This window comes from Natronomonas salsuginis (assembly GCF_005239135.1).
GTDB lineage: Archaea > Halobacteriota > Halobacteria > Halobacteriales > Haloarculaceae > Natronomonas > Natronomonas salsuginis.
Genome location: NZ_QKNX01000001.1, coordinates 538,737 through 555,081, shown reverse-complemented (window position 1 = coordinate 555,081; position 16,345 = coordinate 538,737). Strand labels below are relative to the sequence as shown.

The following is a 16,345-nucleotide window of genomic DNA, read 5'->3' as shown; positions in this document are numbered from 1 at the left end:
GCTCGTCCAATTCACTCGTCTCCCCCCTCGCTCCTCGAGTACGTCGGGGAGACGATCCGTCGGACCAGGGGATCGTCGGTTTCCTCCACCTCGATCCAGTAGGCGTCGTCGTGTCCGATCGGTTCGTCGGCGCCGTCGATTTCGATCCCCGACGTGGTGTCATGAAGCCGATCGGTTCGGTCCTCGTCCCAGATGACGAACGCGTCGTCCGCGTTGCCGAACGTGTCGTCGACCCAGTTCGCGTCGCGTTCAAGTCTTCGCGTCGCATGCGTCGAAACACCGTAGTTCGAGCTCCCGAAGTGCCATCCCGGTTCGAGTTCTATCGAATCGGTGCCGATCGCCTCGTCTGCGGTTGTGACGTACTCGAAGCCGATTCGAAGCGAACCGGATTCGGCGTACGCGTACATCCCCCGATGCAACTGTTCGTGTCCGATCCGGTGGGATTCGAGCGTATCCGAGGAGCCGTTCGCCGAGATCCCGACGTAGGTCCCCGTTTCGGGGTTCCACTGGGCGAGATCGCGCGACCCTTCCGCATCGACGTACAGCGTCGCGGGTTGGCTGATCGATCCGGTCCGCCACGCGCCTCCGGAACGCTCTATCGCCCGGTGGACCAGCGTGAGATTCGTCCGATTTCGCTGCGTTCCGTCGGCGACCTCGACTGTCACCTCGGCGTCGGTCCCGATCTCGACCGCACCGCCGTCGATCGTCGTCGGATCGACCTGCACCGTGGTCGACGATTCACCCGCGACCGGACTGACATCGCCGATGTCAGTGTTTCCAAGCCCCACCGGTACCGCCTCGTCGGTGTTGGTTATCGCGTTCCCGTTCGCGTCCTCGAACCCCTCGAACTCGACTCGGACGCCAGCTCCCTCGTCCGCGTCGACGCCGACGAACTCGTGACCGGATCGCACCGAGACGTTCGAGACGGCGTCGATCGATCCGGTGGCCACGATCTCCGTCCGATCCCGATTCGCCCCGCCGGGGTCGGTGGAGAGCGAGGTTGCCACCTTCGATGCGTCGGGCACGAGGCGACCCTCGGACGGCATCACCGCGACGCCGATTTCGTATCGGTCCGCCACGTCGGCGTCGAGGACGTACCGCCGGGTGCCGCCGTCGAAATCCGCCGCCGTGAGATCGCGCTCGATCATCCAAGCGTTCTCCTGTCCGAGGTGTCCGTCGCCCCCGTAACCGGTCTCTTCCCACGGATCGGTCGCCGTCGGCGCGCCGCCGTCGCGCTCGAAGCGCACGGTCCCGTTGCCGCCCTCGCGGCGCAGTTCGAGATCGAGCCGATCGATGCGTTCGTCCGAGACGCCGAGATCGACTTCGACCTCGATCGTGGCGTCACCGTCAACGTCGAAATCGCGATACTGCGTCGTCGTCTCGAGCGTCACGTTGTCGGGATACACGCCGACCCCTGACGCGCGCTCGGTGACGTCCGAGCCGGTGTTTCGCGACTGCGTGGCCGGCCCCGGTACGTCGATCACCTCGACGGACAGATCGAACGCACCGACCGGAGCGTCGAGCGCTCCGTCCTCACCGACGACTATCCCGTTCGTTCCATCGGTCGCCGTCCAGACCCCGTCGTACGTGTACGTCTCGTGACCACTCAGCGTGATATTCACCTTCGCGCGTGGAATCTCGTTCCCGAAGCGGTCGTCGACCCCGTCGATCGAGAGTCTCCGGCCCTCCCCGATGCCGAACTCGTCGCCCGACTCGATCCCGTCGAGTTCGAATCCGTCCGATCCCGCTTCGCCGGGATAGATGTTCAAGACGACCGGTGATTCGGTCCGTACGTCGCTATTTTTCGTCAACGCGGCGTTGTCCTCCCCCTCGACGTCGACGGTGAGAAAGTCGGCATCGCGGTAGCGATCCGCAGCTCGCTTCATCGATTCGGTCTCGACGGCCAGTTGGACGCCGACGGCGACCGCTTCGCCCGACACCAGCTTCGGCTCGCCGTCGACGGTGTTGACCGTGATCGTGATCTGGTCGTCGTGTCCGTCGAGCACGTTGGCATCGCCGGAGGTGGCGACGTCGATGCTGCTTATGTTTTGATCTAAAGTAGATCTTTCAGCAGCATTTACAATTCTAAGACCATCCTCATCACCTTCGCTAATAATTTTCGGGTTGACTGAGAGATTGATCGTGTCTCCGTCGTCCACCAACACCGAATCCTCAGAAAATGTTAAAACAAACTGATCGCTGTCAAGTGTTTGCAGATTTTCCCCAATCAAATCTTGATCAATAGTGTCCGCGTCGAATTCGATCTCGGCCCGCCCGTCGACGGTGACGCGCATGACGGCGTCGCCGACGAGATCGCCGCTCGTCTCGTCGGCCGTCACCGACGCGATCGGGGTCGCATCGTACGTCGCGGCACGACCGGCGACGGCGTCCGTGGCGGTGAGTTCGACGTCGACCGAAACGTTTGTGTCTGAGAGCGCGTCTTTCCCGCGCAGATCGGTGAGCTCGATCTCGATCGCGTCGGTCGTCGCCGCGGGCGAAATCCCGATGTCGTCGCCGGTCGCGTCGGTGACGCCCGACACGTCGAACCCCGGATGATCCCCGTCGAGTTCGATCCGGAGCGTGTCGCCCTCTTCGGCGTTCCCGTTCGGCGTGAGCGTCAATCGGGCGCTCCGCGTTGCGGAGTCGTCGATCAAGAGGTCGCTGGCGTCGTATTCGTAGTCGGCCGTCTCGACGTTCGCCGCTGCCGCTGTGGCGGCGGGCACAGAGACCGGGACGGCCACGGCGAGCACGCTGAAACAGAGAAACAGGACGCAGATCCGAACGCCCGGATGGGGGGGACTCATCGACCGCCGCCCAATCGTCGATCGTCGCGATCCGATTTCACGATCGGACTCGGATTCGACGTCGGTTCGGCCGGAGCGACGGGTCTTTTGGTCCGGAGTCGAACGCGGGCATGGCGTCGTTTTTTCGCGGTTGAGTCACGTCTCACTCGAGCCTTCGAGCGTTCACGCAGCGAGTCTGGCATCATCGAATGTAATAGTATATACTTATAATACCTACTGTTAGTATATATTCTCGAAACGAGACGTGAATTGGTGTCATCGTTCCCCGAATGATCGGTACAGAGGCCACGAGGCGTCGTCAGGTCGCTGTCTTCACCCACAGTCGTTCGGGGGGTGCCGGTCGGCGGTGCGTCGATCCGACTCAGTTCTCGAGTTTCGATTCCAAGAGCGCCTCGAAGTCCGTCTGTTCGTCGTGGTACGCCTCTCGGTGTCGGTTCGCGAGCTTCCCTTTTTCGGTGATCTCGTAGAGCCCGCTGTTCGGGGCCGGACCGATGCGTTCGAGCAGTCCTTGATCGGCGAGGATCGGCAAGCGGGTGTTGATGTATGCGCGGTCGCGATCGATCTCGATCGCGATGTTCGCCGCCGTGTTCCGCTTTCCATCGGAGAGCGCCTCTAATACGTCGAAGTCGGTGGGGGATGCCAATTTCATCGTCGGGGGTGATGTCTGTTCGGGCGTCCCGGCTTTTATATTATCGGCCGTCTTGTGATCACCGATCGTCCACGAACGCGTTCGACTCGATCTCCGCTGCGGCCAATTCCAACTGTTCTATGACCTGTTCGTGGTGTTCGATCGATCGCTCGAGAAACGAACGGATCCGCTCGGAATCGCCGACTACGTCGGGGTGCGTCGCGACGAGGAGGTACTCTTCCATCGCTCGCATCGACGCACCGTTGGCCGCCTGAATAGATTTCAGGACCGTCCAATCGACAATCTCGTCTTCGTCTCCATCTTCATCTTCGGAACTCATCTGTACGTACTGTTGGATGCGAACGCGTCTCTTTAAAAAGGTTGTTTTCTCAGCCGTGTGGACGTAATTATCACCGCATCAGTCGTATCATTCGGCCGCCGTTTCGTCGGGCGATGCCGCATCGGGAGCACTCGCCGGCTCACCGTTCGGGTCGAGTCGGAATTCGGGCAGCAAGAACGGCTCGTCGACGCCCTCGACGTCGACCACGTCGAGTGCCGAAACCGTCGCTTCGACGCCGAGAAGCCCAGCGAGGCTCGGCTCCGTTCGCCCCTCGTCACCGCTGACGAGTTCCTTTATATACAGCCCCCCCTCGCCGTGGACCTCCACCGTCGCGGTGTACTCGTCGGTCAGCGATCCATCGATCCCGATGACGGTCCGCTCCCTGACGAGATCCGCCCGTCGGTGATCGACGCGGTTCGGGGTCCGCTGCTGGATCGTCGCGCCTTCGAGCGCGTCGACCGCGGCCTCGAACGCCGATTCGTCGACTGGTTCGAAGAACTCGACCGTGGCCCGATAGGTCTTCGAGGCGTCGTGTTCTTTGACGCGCTCGATCATCTCATGGGTGGCGAACGCCAACGCCTCGATCTCGACCTTTCCGTTGGTTCCGCCGTTCACCGCCGCCTGCAGTTCGTCCAGATCAGCCATCCGACGGCGTGGTTCCTTGATTTCGAGGACGAACGGCCGACCGGACCCCAACATCAGTGCGTCGACGTCCTCCCGACCGGCACCGTGAAAGACCGCGTCGGTGCCGCGGAACGCGCTCAAAAACGGCGGCGCGACGAGTTCCTCGACGCTCTCGTCGAATTTGTCCCATTCGGTCTGTGGGATGTCGCGTTCGAGCTTCCGGTAGCGGCCGTAGATCGAGACGGAGTTGCGTTGGACCTCGATCGAGTCGGACTCCACGTCGACGAGAAACTGCACATCCGGGCGGTGAAAGTCCACCTCGACACCGAGACGGCGACCGATCCGTCGGCCGACCTCGCGATTGAGTTCGCTTCCCAGATCCTCGCCCGCGTCCGGTTCGAATCCTGCGTCGATCCGGAGCAGTCGATCGTTTTCCTCGAGCAGCGGCGGGATTCGACTCCCCACTTGGTAGGTGTACAGCTCGGTGTCGCCGAGCGCGTCGATCGCGCGCGTCGCGAGTTCGTCGAGCCGCTCGCAGAGCTCCTCACACACCCAACACGGTTCGTCCGGTTCGACGTACGGTTCGTCGTCGGCCAGCGCGACCGTCGTCCGCACCGCGCGCCCGCGATCGGCGTTCGTCAGGCCGAAACTCCGATCGGCGACGGGCCGACCCAGACAGGCATTACAGAGCGGCCCGGTCGCCAACAGGGCGCGCGTATCGTCGATAAGACTCATTGGGTACGCTCGCCGCCGTGTGGCCTTCGGTGTTGTGTTCTCGGGCGACCGTGGTGGTCCCGGCTAGGATGACGCCGGCAACGATCCCGACAAACGTTCGGATACGTCGCTCCGAACGTGATAATCGTCTTTTCGCCGCCCGTCTGCCGATACTTTCATCCCCCGGCGGGCGGTGGATTACGTATGGCGATCACCACAGGAATCGTCCTCGCTGCGGGGGAGGGGACTCGACTTCGGCCGCTCACGGTGAATCGGCCGAAGACCATGCTTCCGGCCGCCGATCGGCCGATACTCGAACACGTTCTCGACGTCCTCGTCGAGTGCGGAATCGAACGGCTCTGTCTCGTCGTCGGCTACCGTCGCGAGCGCGTGCAGGAGTACTTCGGCCACAGCTACCGGGGCGTGCCGATCACCTACGTTCACCAGCGAAAACAGCTCGGTAGCGCCCACGCGCTCGGGACCGCGGCCGACGCTGTCGAGGGCCCTGTCCTCGTTCTCAACGGCGACCGTGTGATCGAAGAGCGGATCGTCGATGACGTCCTCGACGGGTTCGATGGCGACCCTACGCTCGCAGTCTTGGAACACTCGACGCCCTCCGAGTACGGGGCGGTACGGATCGAGGGCGAGCGGCTGACCGAGTTCGTCGAAAAACCGAACTCCGACGATTTCAGGCTGATAAACGCCGGCGTCTACGCGTTCGATTCGTCGGTCTTCGACGCCATCGATCGAACTCCACGCCACGAGGGAGAACTGACGCTTCCGGACGTCATCGAAGCGCTGATGCACGATGGGACGGTCCACGCGGTCACGACCGACGGATTGTGGGTCGACGCGACGTACCCGTGGGATCTCCTCTATCTCATGCGCGAACTACTCTCGAGGGGGCTGGTATCCCAGCCGAAAGTCGATGCACAGGTCTGGGTCGCCGAGAGCGCTCGGGTCCATCCCGATGCGACGCTTCAGGGACCGGTTGTCGTCGGTCCCGACTCGGAGATCGGTGCCGGCGCGGTGCTCGGGCCGAACGTCGCCGTCGGTAGAAACGCCACGGTCGGCGCGAACGCGACGCTCCGGGACGTCCTCTTGGACGGGGATTGTCGAATCGAGGCGGGGGCGACCCTGCTCGACTGCGTCGCCGGCGAAACCGCGACCGTGGGCGCTGGCACGGTGGTTCCGGGCGGCCCCGGAGACGTTCGCGTCGGGGACACGGTCTTCGAGAACCAACGACTCGGCGCGGTGCTCGCCGACAGAGTGTCCGTCGGCGGCGGCGTCACCTTCTCCCCGGGAACGCTCGTCGGCGCGGGCGTCGACATCGCTCCCGGCGTGTACGCCACCGGAACGATCGCCGACGGGACGGAGGTTGTCCGCTGATGTGCGGGATCATCGGTTGCGTCGGCCGCGACGACACGCTCGACACGCTCATTCACGGGCTTTCGAAGCTCGAGTACAGGGGCTACGACTCCGCAGGGATCGCGCTCGCGGGAAACGGCGCGCTCCACATCCGTAAACGGGCCGGCGAACTCGACCGCCTTCGCGAGTCGATCGACGGTGAGGACGGCCTCTCGGGGACGATCGGTATCGGACACACCCGGTGGAGCACCCACGGCCCACCGACCGATCACAACGCGCACCCCCACGCCGACTGTACGGGTACCGTCGCGGTCGTCCACAACGGGATCATCGAGAACTACCAGGCGCTCAAAGACGAACTCGAAGCGGCCGGCCACACCTTCGAAAGCGATACCGACACCGAGGTCGTCCCGCACCTCGTCGAGGCCGAACTCGCCGCGGGTGCCGCTCCAGGAGAGGCGTTCCGAGCCGCGATCGACCGGCTCGACGGCAGTTTCGCGATCTCCTGCGTGCTCGACGACAGCGACTCGGTGTTCGTCGCGCGAAACGACTCGCCGCTTGTCCTGGGCCTCGGCGACGACGAGACCTACCTGGCAAGCGACGTGCCCGCGTTTCGGGCGTTCACCGATCAGGTCGTCTACCTCGCCGACGGCGAGTTCGCCGAGCTGCGACCCGACGGCTGGCGCGTCATCGATGCGTCGGGCGAACCGATCGAGAAGTCGGTCGAGACCATCCAGTGGGACGCCGAAGACACCGGCAAGAGCGGGTACGACCACTTCATGCTCAAGGAGATTCACGAGCAGCCGCGTGCGTTGCGCCAGTGTCTCCGCGGTCGCGTCAGCGAACTCGACGGCGACGTGACCGTTCCGGAACTCGGGGACATCGAACTCGAACGTGTCCACCTGGTCGCCGCCGGAACGAGCTATCACGCGGCCGTCTACGGCGCACAGCTGCTGTGCGACGCCGGAATCTCCGCACAGGCGCACTACGCACACGAGTACGCGATCTCGCCGCCCCCGATCGAGAACGCGACCGTCGTCGGCGTCTCCCAGAGCGGTGAAACTGCCGATACGCTCGCGGCGACGCGGGAGGCCAGACGGCTCGGTGCCGAGACGCTCGCGCTCACCAACACAGTCGGCTCGACGATGGCCAGAGAGTGTGATAAGGCGTTTTATATCCGATCCGGCCCGGAGATCGGCGTCGCGGCCACGAAGACGTTCGCGGGCCAACAGACCGCCCTCAATCTGCTGGCCGAGGCCGCCACGCCCGGAGCTGGTGATCGCGATCTGGTGTCGGCGCTTCGGGACCTGCCGGGAAACGTCCAGGAGATCCTCGATGAATCCACTGCCGAGTCGGTCGCCGAGGCGTACATCGACGCCGACTCGTACTTCTTCATCGGGCGCGGGCTGAACTTCCCCGTCTCGCTCGAGGGGGCGCTGAAGATGAAGGAGATCAGCTACGAACACGCCGAAGGGTTCGCCGCGGGCGAACTCAAACACGGCCCGCTCGCGTTGGTCACCGCGAACACGCCCGTGTTCGCGACGGTCACGGGCGACGGCGAGTACGCGAGGAAGACGATCGGCAACGTCAAGGAGGTCGAAGCCCGCGACGCGCCGGTCGTCGCCGTCACCGACGGCAGATCGAACGTCGGGCGATACGCCGACCACGTCCTCGATGTGCCGCAGACGCATCCACGGGTCGCGGCGATCCTGGCCAACGTGCAGCTCCAGCTCGTCTCCTACTACACCGCCGCGATGCTGGGTCGATCGATCGACAAGCCGCGAAACCTGGCAAAAAGCGTTACTGTAGAGTGAATCCGCCGGGGCGTCACGAATGGGAGATGCCCTGACGCGCGGTCGATCACGCGTCAGTCGATTCCTCGCTTGAGCCCCACGATTCCTCGACCGCTTCCGACGATTCTTCGAACTCGACGTCGACGATGGCCATCCCGTGCGGCGAGAAGATGTCGACCGATTCGGCGAGGTTGTCGCGGACGTGCGCCGTCCACGTCGCCATCGCCTCGTCGAGCCACGCCTCGATCGTGGCGTCGTCCGGCTCCTCTTCGTCGAGCTCTTCGATCGCGAGCCGCCGCGTCGGGCGTTGGTCGATCACCTTTCGTCCATCGAAGACGAGCCTGAACGGCCGGAGGTGAATCTCTCCTTCTTCCTTGCTCTCTCTCGAATCGTCTTCGAGGTGGCGAAGCGCCGGTTCCATCGTCTCGGTGAATGGCGGGGTGAGGCTGAACACCACTTTCCCCTTCCGGCCGATCTCTTCCTGTCCGTTGTACGCGAAGCTCCGCACGAGTTCGTCCGGATCGAGCACGATCCGCTCGATGTTCGAGATCGACGCCGGATCGTACTCCTCCTCGTCTTCCCCGTCTCCCTCGTCGGCCGTATCGGGCTCGTCGCCTGATTCGTCGTTCCCCGGGTGGTCCCCGTCGACGTCGGTCGGATCATCCGTCGCCTCATCCACCTCCGCGGGCTCGGGAGACGCCTCCGTGTCGGCTGGGGTGCCCGATTCGCTGTCGGCGTCCGTTGCACCGGTGTCGGCCGCCCCCCTCCCGACCGAGCCGGAATCGTCGTCGAATGAATCGTTCGGTGGCATACCGATCGGTAGGGTCGAGAGACACATAAATCGGCTGCACTCCGGCCAGGTCCGCCGGTCGCCGCGGTGACACGGAAAGGTTGGACTTATCCGGGTGCCCGAATTTTGAGTAGCCATGAGCCAAATCGTCGTCACGTTACCGGACGGCTCCGAACTCGACGTCGAGGCCGGGTCGTCCGTCGAGGACGTGGCCTACGAGATCGGGCCGGGGCTCGGTTCGGATACGATCGCGGGTATCGTCGACGGGGAACTCACCGATAAGGACGAACCCCTCTACGAGGACTGCGAACTCGTCATCGTGACCGAGCAATCCGAGGAGTACCTGCAGGTGCTCCGCCACTCCGCGGCCCACATCTTCGCGCAGGCACTCCAGCGACTCCATCCGGACGCCAAACTTACCATCGGCCCGCCGACCGACGAGGGCTTTTATTACGACGTGACGGGCGTCGAGCTCTCCGAGTCCGATTTCGAAGCGCTCGAATCCGAGATGGAGGCAATCATCGATGCCGACTACGAGATCGAGCGCGTCGAGCGCTCCCGCGATGAGGCACTGGAGCTCTACGCCGACAACGAGTACAAGCGAGAGATCCTCGAGACCGAGGCGGCCGACGAGGAGACTGTCTCCTTCTATGTGCAGAACGACTGGCAGGACCTCTGTCGCGGCCCGCACGTCGACTCGACGGGCGAGGTCGGCGCGGTGAAACTGCTCTCGATCGCAGCGGCGTACTGGCGCGGCGACGAGGACAACGACACCCTCACGCGCGTGTACGGAACCGCCTTCGAGAGCGAGGCCGACCTCGAGGCGTATCTCGACCGGCGCGAGCAGGCGAAAGAGCGGGATCACCGGAAGCTCGGTCGAGAGCTGGACCTGTTTTCCATCCCTGACGTGACCGGTCCCGGACTCCCGCTGTATCATCCGAACGGGAAAGCGATCCTCCGCGAGCTGGAGGCGTTCGTCGACGGGCTCAACGACGCCCAAGACTACGATTTCGTCGAGACGCCACACCTGTTCCGCACGGAGCTGTGGAAGCAATCGGGCCACTACGAAAACTACGTTGACGACATGTTCCTCCTCGACGTGAACGACGAGGAGTACGGCCTCAAGCCGATGAACTGCCCCGGCCACGCGACGATCTTCCAGCAGGGCAGCTGGTCGTACCGCGACCTTCCGATCCGCTACGCCGAGAACGGGAAGGTCTACCGGAAAGAACAGCGCGGCGAGCTCTCGGGGCTCTCTCGCGTGTGGGCGTTCACGATCGACGACGGCCACCTCTTCGTGCAGCCCGAATCCATCGAACGGGAGGTAAACGTCGTCATGGACCAGATCAACGCGGTGCTCGAGACGTTCGACCTCGACTACGACGTCGCCTTGGCGACCCGCCCCGAGAAGTCCGTCGGCTCCGACGAGATCTGGGAACAGGCCGAATCGCAGCTCCGGGACGTGCTCGAAGCGAGCGGGATGGACTACGACGTCGAGGCGGGCGACGGCGCGTTTTACGGCCCGAAGATCGACTTCTCGTTCCGCGACGCGCTCGGCCGCAACTGGGACGGTCCGACGGTACAGCTCGATTTCAATATGCCCGAGCGCTTCGACCTCTCGTACACGGGCGAGGACAACGAGGAGCACCAGCCGGTGATGATCCACCGCGCGCTCTACGGCAGCTACGAGCGCTTCTTCATGGTGCTCATCGAGCACTTCGACGGCAACTTCCCGACGTGGCTCGCCCCCGAACAGGTCCGAATCCTCCCGGTCTCGGACGACAACATCGGCTACGCGAAACAGCTCAAGAACCGCTATCTGGGCGATTTCCGTGTCGAGATCGAGGACCGGTCGTGGACGGTCGGCAAGAAGATCCAGGCCGCCCACGACGACCGCGTCCCCTACATGCTCGTCGTCGGGGACAACGAGGAAGAAGCCGGGACCGTCTCCGTGCGGGATCGGTTCGAGGAGGAGGCCAAGGACGTCGACATCGAAACGTTCCGCGCACATCTCGAAGGTGAAGTCGACGAGAAGCGAATCGAACCGGATTTGGTCGAGTAGATCGATCAGTTCCTACTCGTCGTCGTTTTTGAGTTCATCGAGTTCGGCTTCGATCTCGGCGTCGGTCCCTTCGGTTTCGGTCTCCTCGTCGAGATCGACTGCGACGTCGTCGCCGTTCCCGTCGTCCTTTCCGGCCTCGGCCTTCAGCGTCTCGAGTTCGGCCTCGACCTCGCCGCTTTGGCGCATCTCCTCCAGTTCGCGGTCGAGGTCGTCCCCCTCGGAGAGAGCGTTCTCGAACGCGCCGCTCTCCTCGAGTTCGTCCATCGCCGCGGCGCGCGCCTCCATGTCCTCGGTTCGTTCTCTGGCGCGCTCGATCGACCGGGAGATGTTGCCCATCTCGTCGCCGGCACCCGTCATCGCCTCGCTGACGCGGGCGCTGGCTTCGGCGGCCTCGTAACGGGCCTTCATGCTCTCTTTTTCTGTGCGGAACTCCTGAATCCGGTTCTGCAGCTCGTTTTTCTTCTCGACGAGGTTGTCTTGGGTTCCCTGCAGGTCCGCGATCTGCGATTCCAAGTCCTCGATCTGGTTCATCTTCTGTTTTTTCTTCTCGAGCGCCTGGCGCGCGAGGTCGTCGCGGTCCTGCTCGACGGCCTGTCTGGCCTGTTGATTGTGCTTTTCGACGTTGTCTTCGAGTCGGCGTTTTTGAATCTCGAGTCGCTTTTTCTGCGTCGTCAGGTCGGCGATGCCCTTTTTGACGTCCTGCAGCTCGTCTCGGAGCTGTTCGTAGGAGTAATCGAGCGTTTCGTGGGGGTCTTCGGCCCGATTCAGGACGGAGTTGACTTTCGATCGAATGACGTACGACGCCCGCGAGAGGATACCCATATGCCTCACGTTTGTGGCCGGAACCCTTAAAACGCTACTCCGCTTCGCGATCGGTCCACCCTCGAGTGGACGACCTCGCCGTCGACGACCGTCATTTCGACCTCGACGCCGGCGATCGTCGACGGATCGACTTCCCACGGCGACTCCGAGAGGATCACGAAATCGGCGCACATGCCTGGAGCGATCATCCCGAGCCGGTCCTCGTCGTGGCCCGCGTAGGCCGCGCCCGACGTGTAAGCTCGAAGCGCCTCGGTGACCGACAGCTGCTGGCTCTCTCGCGGTGCAGTAACCACTTGTTGGACTCCGTACAGCGGATCGAGCGGCATGCAGTCGCTCCCGAACGCGAGTGGGACGGCCGCGTCGAGGACGTCCGAAACCCGGTTCGAGGCGGCCGTCCGTTCGTCCCCGAGGCGGGTCTCGTAGAGGCCGCCCTCGCGGGCCCACCGCAAGAAGTTCGGCTGCATCGAGGCGACCGCGTCGAACGCCGAGAGGTCGTCCGGGAGCAGCTCCGCGTGTTCGATCCGATGTCGGAGCGCGGTGTCGGCCGGCAGCGCGTCGAGCGTCTCGGCGATCGCCTCGTCGCCGATCGCGTGGACGGCCAGCTGAAGATCGAGTGCGGTCGCCCGTTCGACGATTCCGGCCAACTCCTCCGGGGGGACGACCCACTCGCCGGTCCCGTCGCGGTCGGCGTAGGGCGTCGAGAGCTTCGCGGTCCCCGCGCCGATGGATCCGTCCGTGAAGGTCTTGACCCCGCCGACCTCCACGTACTCGTTGCCACCGTTCGTGACGAGGCCGAGTTCGTCGATCGCGTCGAGGTGATCAGCCCAGTAGTAGAGGCGAACTCTGAGATCGAGATCGCCGTCGCGCGCCAACTCGCGGTACGCGGCCGGCGCGTGGGAGCGCCGAACCATGTCGTGGACGCCCGTTACGCCGCGTTCGTGCGCGTGGTCGCGGGCGGCCTCGACCAGCCGTTTTGTCTCCGCGCGATCGGGCGCTGTTTCCGCTCTGAGGAACTCCGCGGCGTCATCGGTGATCACGCCCGTCGGTTCGCCCCTTTTGCGTTCGACGCCCGATTCAGGTAGCTCGTCGGCGTACCGGTCGAGAACGACGGAGTTGGCGGACGCGGTGTGTAGATCCTCTCTGAACGCGACCACCGGCCGTTCAGTCGAGACGGCATCGAGTTCATTGCGGGTTAGGTACCACCGATCGTCCCACGTCGATTCGTCGTAGCCGTAGCCGAGAACCCACTCGCCGCTCGATTCTGCTCTGAGGAGGTCCAGTGCTTCCCCCCGACCGGTCGCCGCGCCGAGGTCCGCATGAAGCAGTCGCCGGCCGACGACCTCCATGTGCGTGTGCGCATCGATGAACCCGGGTAGCAGCGTCCGCCCCGCACAATCGATCACGTCGGTTTCGACGCCCTCCAGGAACCGAACCTCGTGATCGCTGCCGATCCGAACGATCCGCCCCTCGTATACAGCGACGGCGTCGAACGACTCGTCCGTCGGACCGAGGGTGTGGCCGTCGGCGTTCTCGAAGATGCTGTCCGCCGCGTGTGTCATACCGGAACGGCGGCGGCCAGCGCCTTGAATCCAGCCGTCCGACCCGATCCGGTTTCGACGGCCGACGGAAACCCCTTTGTCATCCGACACCGACCCGCCGGTATGGATGTCGACGCGCTCGTCGCCGCCGTCAGGAACGGCGACGTGCGGTTACACGAACTCGAACAGCACGCCGACGCAGACGACGCAGCAGCGGCCAGACGGCGACTTCTCGCCGAAGAGACCGGCGCAGAACTCGAAACCGTCGGCGCGTACGCCTTCGATGCGGCCGTCGCCGAACCGAACATCGAGAACATGTTCGGCGCGGCGCAGGTGCCGATGGGGATCGTCGGCCCCATCGCCGTCGACGGTGGCGCGGTCGACGGACCTGCGCACCTCCCGCTCGCAACGACTGAGGGGGCGCTTCTCGCCTCGGTCAACCGCGGCTGCGCCGCGATCCGGGCGGCCGAGGGCGCGACCGCCCGCGTGTTGAAAAACGCAATGACGCGCGCGCCAGTCTTCCGGGTCAGCGACGTGGCGGAGGCGAGCGAAACCGCCGCGTGGGTCCGCGAGCACGTCGATCGGCTCGCAGAGGTCGCCGAATCGACGACGAGCCACGGCGAACTGCGCGGCGTGACGCCGTACGTGGTCGGCGACAGCGTCTTCTTCCGGTTCGCCTACGACACGAAGGATGCGATGGGGATGAACATGGCGACGATCGCCACCGAGGCCGCCTGCGAGACGATCGAGGCCGAGACGCCAGCCGAACTCGTCGCGCTTTCGGGCAACCTCTGCAGCGATAAGAAGCCGGCAGCGATAAACAGCATCGAGGGCCGCGGGCGAACGGTTGCTGCCGACGCGTTGATCCCGCGCGAGGTGGTTGAGAGCTACTTCGGCACCACGCCGGAGGCGATCGCCGAGGCGAACACGAGAAAGAACCTGGTTGGCTCGGCGAAAGCCGGCGCGCTCGGTTTCAACGCCCACGTGGCCAACACCGTCGCCGCCGCGTTCCTTGCGACCGGCCAGGACATCGCACAGGTCGTCGAGGGATCAAACGCGATCACGACCGCCGAGACCCGCGATGACGGACTCTACGCCAGTCTCACGATCGCCTCGCTCGAAGTCGGGACCGTCGGCGGCGGGACGAAACTGCCGACCCAGCGGGAGGCGCTCGACATCGTCGGCGTCCGCGGCGGCGGCGATCCGCCCGGTTCGAACGCCGACGCGCTCGCGGAGATCATCACGACTGCGGCGTTGGCTGGCGAACTCTCGCTACTGGGTGCGCTCGCATCGAATCACCTGGCGAGCGCGCACGAAGAGTTGGGGAGATAGCGCCGGCCGATCGTCCCCGTTTCGGTTACTCCTCGTCCCCGTCTCCGTAGACACCCTCTCGAACGAACAACACCGGGCACGACGAGTTCATCATGATCCGGTGGGAGGTGCTCCCGAACACCGCCTTTCCGGTCGGCGACCGCTTTCGACCGCTTATAAACAACAGATCTCCGTCGACCGCCTTGGTCGTCTGCAGGATCGTCTCTCCCTCCGCGCCGATCTCCCCTCGAACGTCGTAGCTGATGTCCGCGGCGCTGAGCGCTTCCGAGAGCAGGTCGATCCCCTCGAGTCGCTTGGCGAGTTCGTCGGGTGACGGCGATTCTTCCGGGTCGAACCCAGCCTCTTCGATCCCCTCATCGTACGCCCGTTCGCTGAACGCGTGGAGGAGGACAACGCTCGCGTCGGCCGGAACTGCCACGTCGAGGACCGCTTCCGCCAACTCGTCAGTCCGGGTGTTGTCGTTCGGTCCGACCGCTACGACGAGTGTCTCCAGAGCCATACGAAACGCACACACTCCTGGCTAAAATACCGCGCGGTCCCGCGGCTCCGATAGGAGGTATTTTCTGGCATGCCGGTGTAGTGGAGAGTACCTCAATGGACGACGAACAGGTTTCTTCGGGGGAAGAATCCGTCCGCGATGCGGTCGAACGATCCAGAAGCGGTGCGCCGGCGGTCGGCGAAGTCGTCCGCGACCGTTTCGACACCGACGAGGTGTTTCAACGGATCATCGCGGCGGCCGACGAGGAGATAGACACCGGGACGCGCGAACTGTTTTTCAGCGCGCTCGCGGGAGGGTTCGCGATCACGCTCACCTTCTTGATCTACTCCTCGATGAACGCCAAGACGGACAGTCCAGTTATCGCCTCGCTGCTGTATCCGATTGGGTTCATATACATCATCCTCGGCGGCTATCAGCTCTACACGGAGAACACGCTCCCGCCGGTCGCGCTCGTGTTGGAGCGGCTGGCGAGCTTTCCGGCGCTGATGCGAACGTGGGTTATCGTCGCGATCGGGAACTTCGCCGGCGGCGCGATCGGCGCGCTCGTCCTCGCGTACACCGGCGTCTTCTCACCCGAGGCCGCCACCGCGGCGATCGGACTCTCACAGAAAGGGATCGAAACTGCGCCGATAGACCTCTTCTTTAAGGCCTGCTTCGCCGGGCTGATCGTCGCCGGCGTCGTCTGGCTCGATTTCGCCGCCCGCGATACGATCTCGCGGTTTTTCTTAGTGTACATCGCGTTCCTCATGATACCGCTCGGGGATCTCTTTCACGTCGTCGTCTCCTTCACCGAGCTCATGTATCTCTTTTATGTCGGTGAGGCGGCGCTCGCCCCCGGCCTCTTCGGGTTCGTACTCCCCGTCTTCCTCGGGAACACCATCGGCGGCGTCCTGCTCGTGACCATCGTCAACTACTTCCAGACCACCGAACGCCGCCTCGAATCGGCTCGCGAGGACGGCATCGAACGGCAACTCTCCGTGCGGGAGTGGCTCGGCGGCGGTAGCGTCGGCCGGACGTACGTGCCGGTCGAC

General features: G+C 64.2%; 12 protein-coding genes and 1 pseudogene. 5 read left to right on the top strand and 8 right to left on the bottom strand.

The window, feature by feature from the left end; genetic code table 11:
• Window positions 1-11: 11 nt before the first annotated feature.
• The 4 genes from DM868_RS03000 to DM868_RS02985 form a co-directional block, all read right to left on the bottom strand.
• Window positions 12-2,804 (bottom strand): hypothetical protein, encoded by a 2,793-nt coding sequence (locus DM868_RS03000; protein WP_137275366.1) that lies wholly within the window; start codon window positions 2,802-2,804, stop codon window positions 12-14.
• A 361-nt stretch (window positions 2,805-3,165) separates the two neighbouring features.
• Window positions 3,166-3,453, bottom strand: coding sequence for an ArsR family transcriptional regulator (locus DM868_RS02995; protein ID WP_137275365.1), 288 nt, complete (start codon window positions 3,451-3,453; stop codon window positions 3,166-3,168).
• Window positions 3,454-3,511: 58 nt separating this feature from the next.
• Entirely contained in the window at window positions 3,512-3,772 is a 261-nt protein-coding gene (locus DM868_RS02990; RefSeq protein ID WP_137275364.1) for a hypothetical protein, read from the bottom strand.
• Window positions 3,773-3,859: 87 nt separating this feature from the next.
• Window positions 3,860-5,131: a tRNA pseudouridine(54/55) synthase Pus10 gene (locus DM868_RS02985; RefSeq protein ID WP_137275363.1), complete on the bottom strand. Its 1,272-nt coding sequence runs from the start codon at window positions 5,129-5,131 to the stop codon at window positions 3,860-3,862.
• A gap of 183 nt (window positions 5,132-5,314) precedes the next feature.
• On the opposite strand from DM868_RS02985, the gene DM868_RS02980 reads away from it, so the two are divergent.
• Together DM868_RS02980 and glmS are read left to right on the top strand one after the other, a co-directional pair.
• Window positions 5,315-6,499: a sugar phosphate nucleotidyltransferase gene (locus DM868_RS02980; protein ID WP_137275362.1), complete on the top strand. Its 1,185-nt coding sequence runs from the start codon at window positions 5,315-5,317 to the stop codon at window positions 6,497-6,499.
• Entirely contained in the window at window positions 6,499-8,292 is a 1,794-nt protein-coding gene (glmS, locus tag DM868_RS02975; RefSeq protein ID WP_137275361.1) for a glutamine--fructose-6-phosphate transaminase (isomerizing), read from the top strand. Before DM868_RS02980 ends, glmS begins: the two co-directional genes overlap by 1 nt.
• 46 nt (window positions 8,293-8,338) lie before the next feature.
• Here glmS and DM868_RS02970 read toward each other — a convergent pair whose 3' ends face one another.
• Window positions 8,339-9,082 carry a hypothetical protein gene (locus tag DM868_RS02970; RefSeq protein ID WP_137275360.1) on the bottom strand — a complete coding sequence of 248 codons (744 nt, stop codon included), beginning with the start codon at window positions 9,080-9,082 and terminating at the stop codon, window positions 8,339-8,341.
• Window positions 9,083-9,197: 115 nt separating this feature from the next.
• On the opposite strand from DM868_RS02970, the gene thrS reads away from it, so the two are divergent.
• The gene (thrS, locus tag DM868_RS02965; RefSeq protein WP_137275359.1) at window positions 9,198-11,123 is read left to right on the top strand and encodes a threonine--tRNA ligase; all 1,926 of its coding nucleotides are present in this window, start codon (window positions 9,198-9,200) and stop codon (window positions 11,121-11,123) included.
• A gap of 12 nt (window positions 11,124-11,135) precedes the next feature.
• Here the strand turns inward: thrS and DM868_RS02960 are convergent, their stop codons facing one another.
• Both DM868_RS02960 and DM868_RS02955 read right to left on the bottom strand, forming a co-directional pair.
• Window positions 11,136-11,945: a PspA/IM30 family protein gene (locus DM868_RS02960; RefSeq protein WP_137275358.1), complete on the bottom strand. Its 810-nt coding sequence runs from the start codon at window positions 11,943-11,945 to the stop codon at window positions 11,136-11,138.
• Between the two features lie 26 nt (window positions 11,946-11,971).
• Entirely contained in the window at window positions 11,972-13,504 is a 1,533-nt protein-coding gene (locus tag DM868_RS02955; protein WP_137275357.1) for an amidohydrolase, read from the bottom strand.
• Between the two features lie 102 nt (window positions 13,505-13,606).
• Between DM868_RS02955 and hmgA the strand changes: the two genes are divergently transcribed.
• Window positions 13,607-14,815, top strand: coding sequence for a hydroxymethylglutaryl-CoA reductase (NADPH) (gene hmgA, locus DM868_RS02950; RefSeq protein WP_137275356.1), 1,209 nt, complete (start codon window positions 13,607-13,609; stop codon window positions 14,813-14,815).
• A 25-nt stretch (window positions 14,816-14,840) separates the two neighbouring features.
• Here hmgA and DM868_RS02945 read toward each other — a convergent pair whose 3' ends face one another.
• Window positions 14,841-15,314 (bottom strand): universal stress protein, encoded by a 474-nt coding sequence (locus DM868_RS02945; protein ID WP_137275355.1) that lies wholly within the window; start codon window positions 15,312-15,314, stop codon window positions 14,841-14,843.
• Between the two features lie 95 nt (window positions 15,315-15,409).
• On the opposite strand from DM868_RS02945, the pseudogene DM868_RS02940 reads away from it, so the two are divergent.
• Window positions 15,410-16,342: pseudogene (locus DM868_RS02940) on the top strand (formate/nitrite transporter family protein); the annotation flags it as partial.
• Window positions 16,343-16,345 lie beyond the last annotated feature (3 nt).

Coding starts and splice junctions, on each gene's coding strand:
- DM868_RS03000 (WP_137275366.1), bottom strand. CDS start 2,804: ATGAGTCCCCCCCATCCGGGCGTTCGGATCTGCGTCCTGTTTCTCTGT.
- DM868_RS02995 (WP_137275365.1), bottom strand. CDS start 3,453: ATGAAATTGGCATCCCCCACCGACTTCGACGTATTAGAGGCGCTCTCC.
- DM868_RS02990 (WP_137275364.1), bottom strand. CDS start 3,772: ATGAGTTCCGAAGATGAAGATGGAGACGAAGACGAGATTGTCGATTGG.
- DM868_RS02985 (WP_137275363.1), bottom strand. CDS start 5,131: ATGAGTCTTATCGACGATACGCGCGCCCTGTTGGCGACCGGGCCGCTC.
- DM868_RS02980 (WP_137275362.1), top strand. CDS start 5,315: ATGGCGATCACCACAGGAATCGTCCTCGCTGCGGGGGAGGGGACTCGA.
- glmS (WP_137275361.1), top strand. CDS start 6,499: ATGTGCGGGATCATCGGTTGCGTCGGCCGCGACGACACGCTCGACACG.
- DM868_RS02970 (WP_137275360.1), bottom strand. CDS start 9,082: ATGCCACCGAACGATTCATTCGACGACGATTCCGGCTCGGTCGGGAGG.
- thrS (WP_137275359.1), top strand. CDS start 9,198: ATGAGCCAAATCGTCGTCACGTTACCGGACGGCTCCGAACTCGACGTC.
- DM868_RS02960 (WP_137275358.1), bottom strand. CDS start 11,945: ATGGGTATCCTCTCGCGGGCGTCGTACGTCATTCGATCGAAAGTCAAC.
- DM868_RS02955 (WP_137275357.1), bottom strand. CDS start 13,504: ATGACACACGCGGCGGACAGCATCTTCGAGAACGCCGACGGCCACACC.
- hmgA (WP_137275356.1), top strand. CDS start 13,607: ATGGATGTCGACGCGCTCGTCGCCGCCGTCAGGAACGGCGACGTGCGG.
- DM868_RS02945 (WP_137275355.1), bottom strand. CDS start 15,314: ATGGCTCTGGAGACACTCGTCGTAGCGGTCGGACCGAACGACAACACC.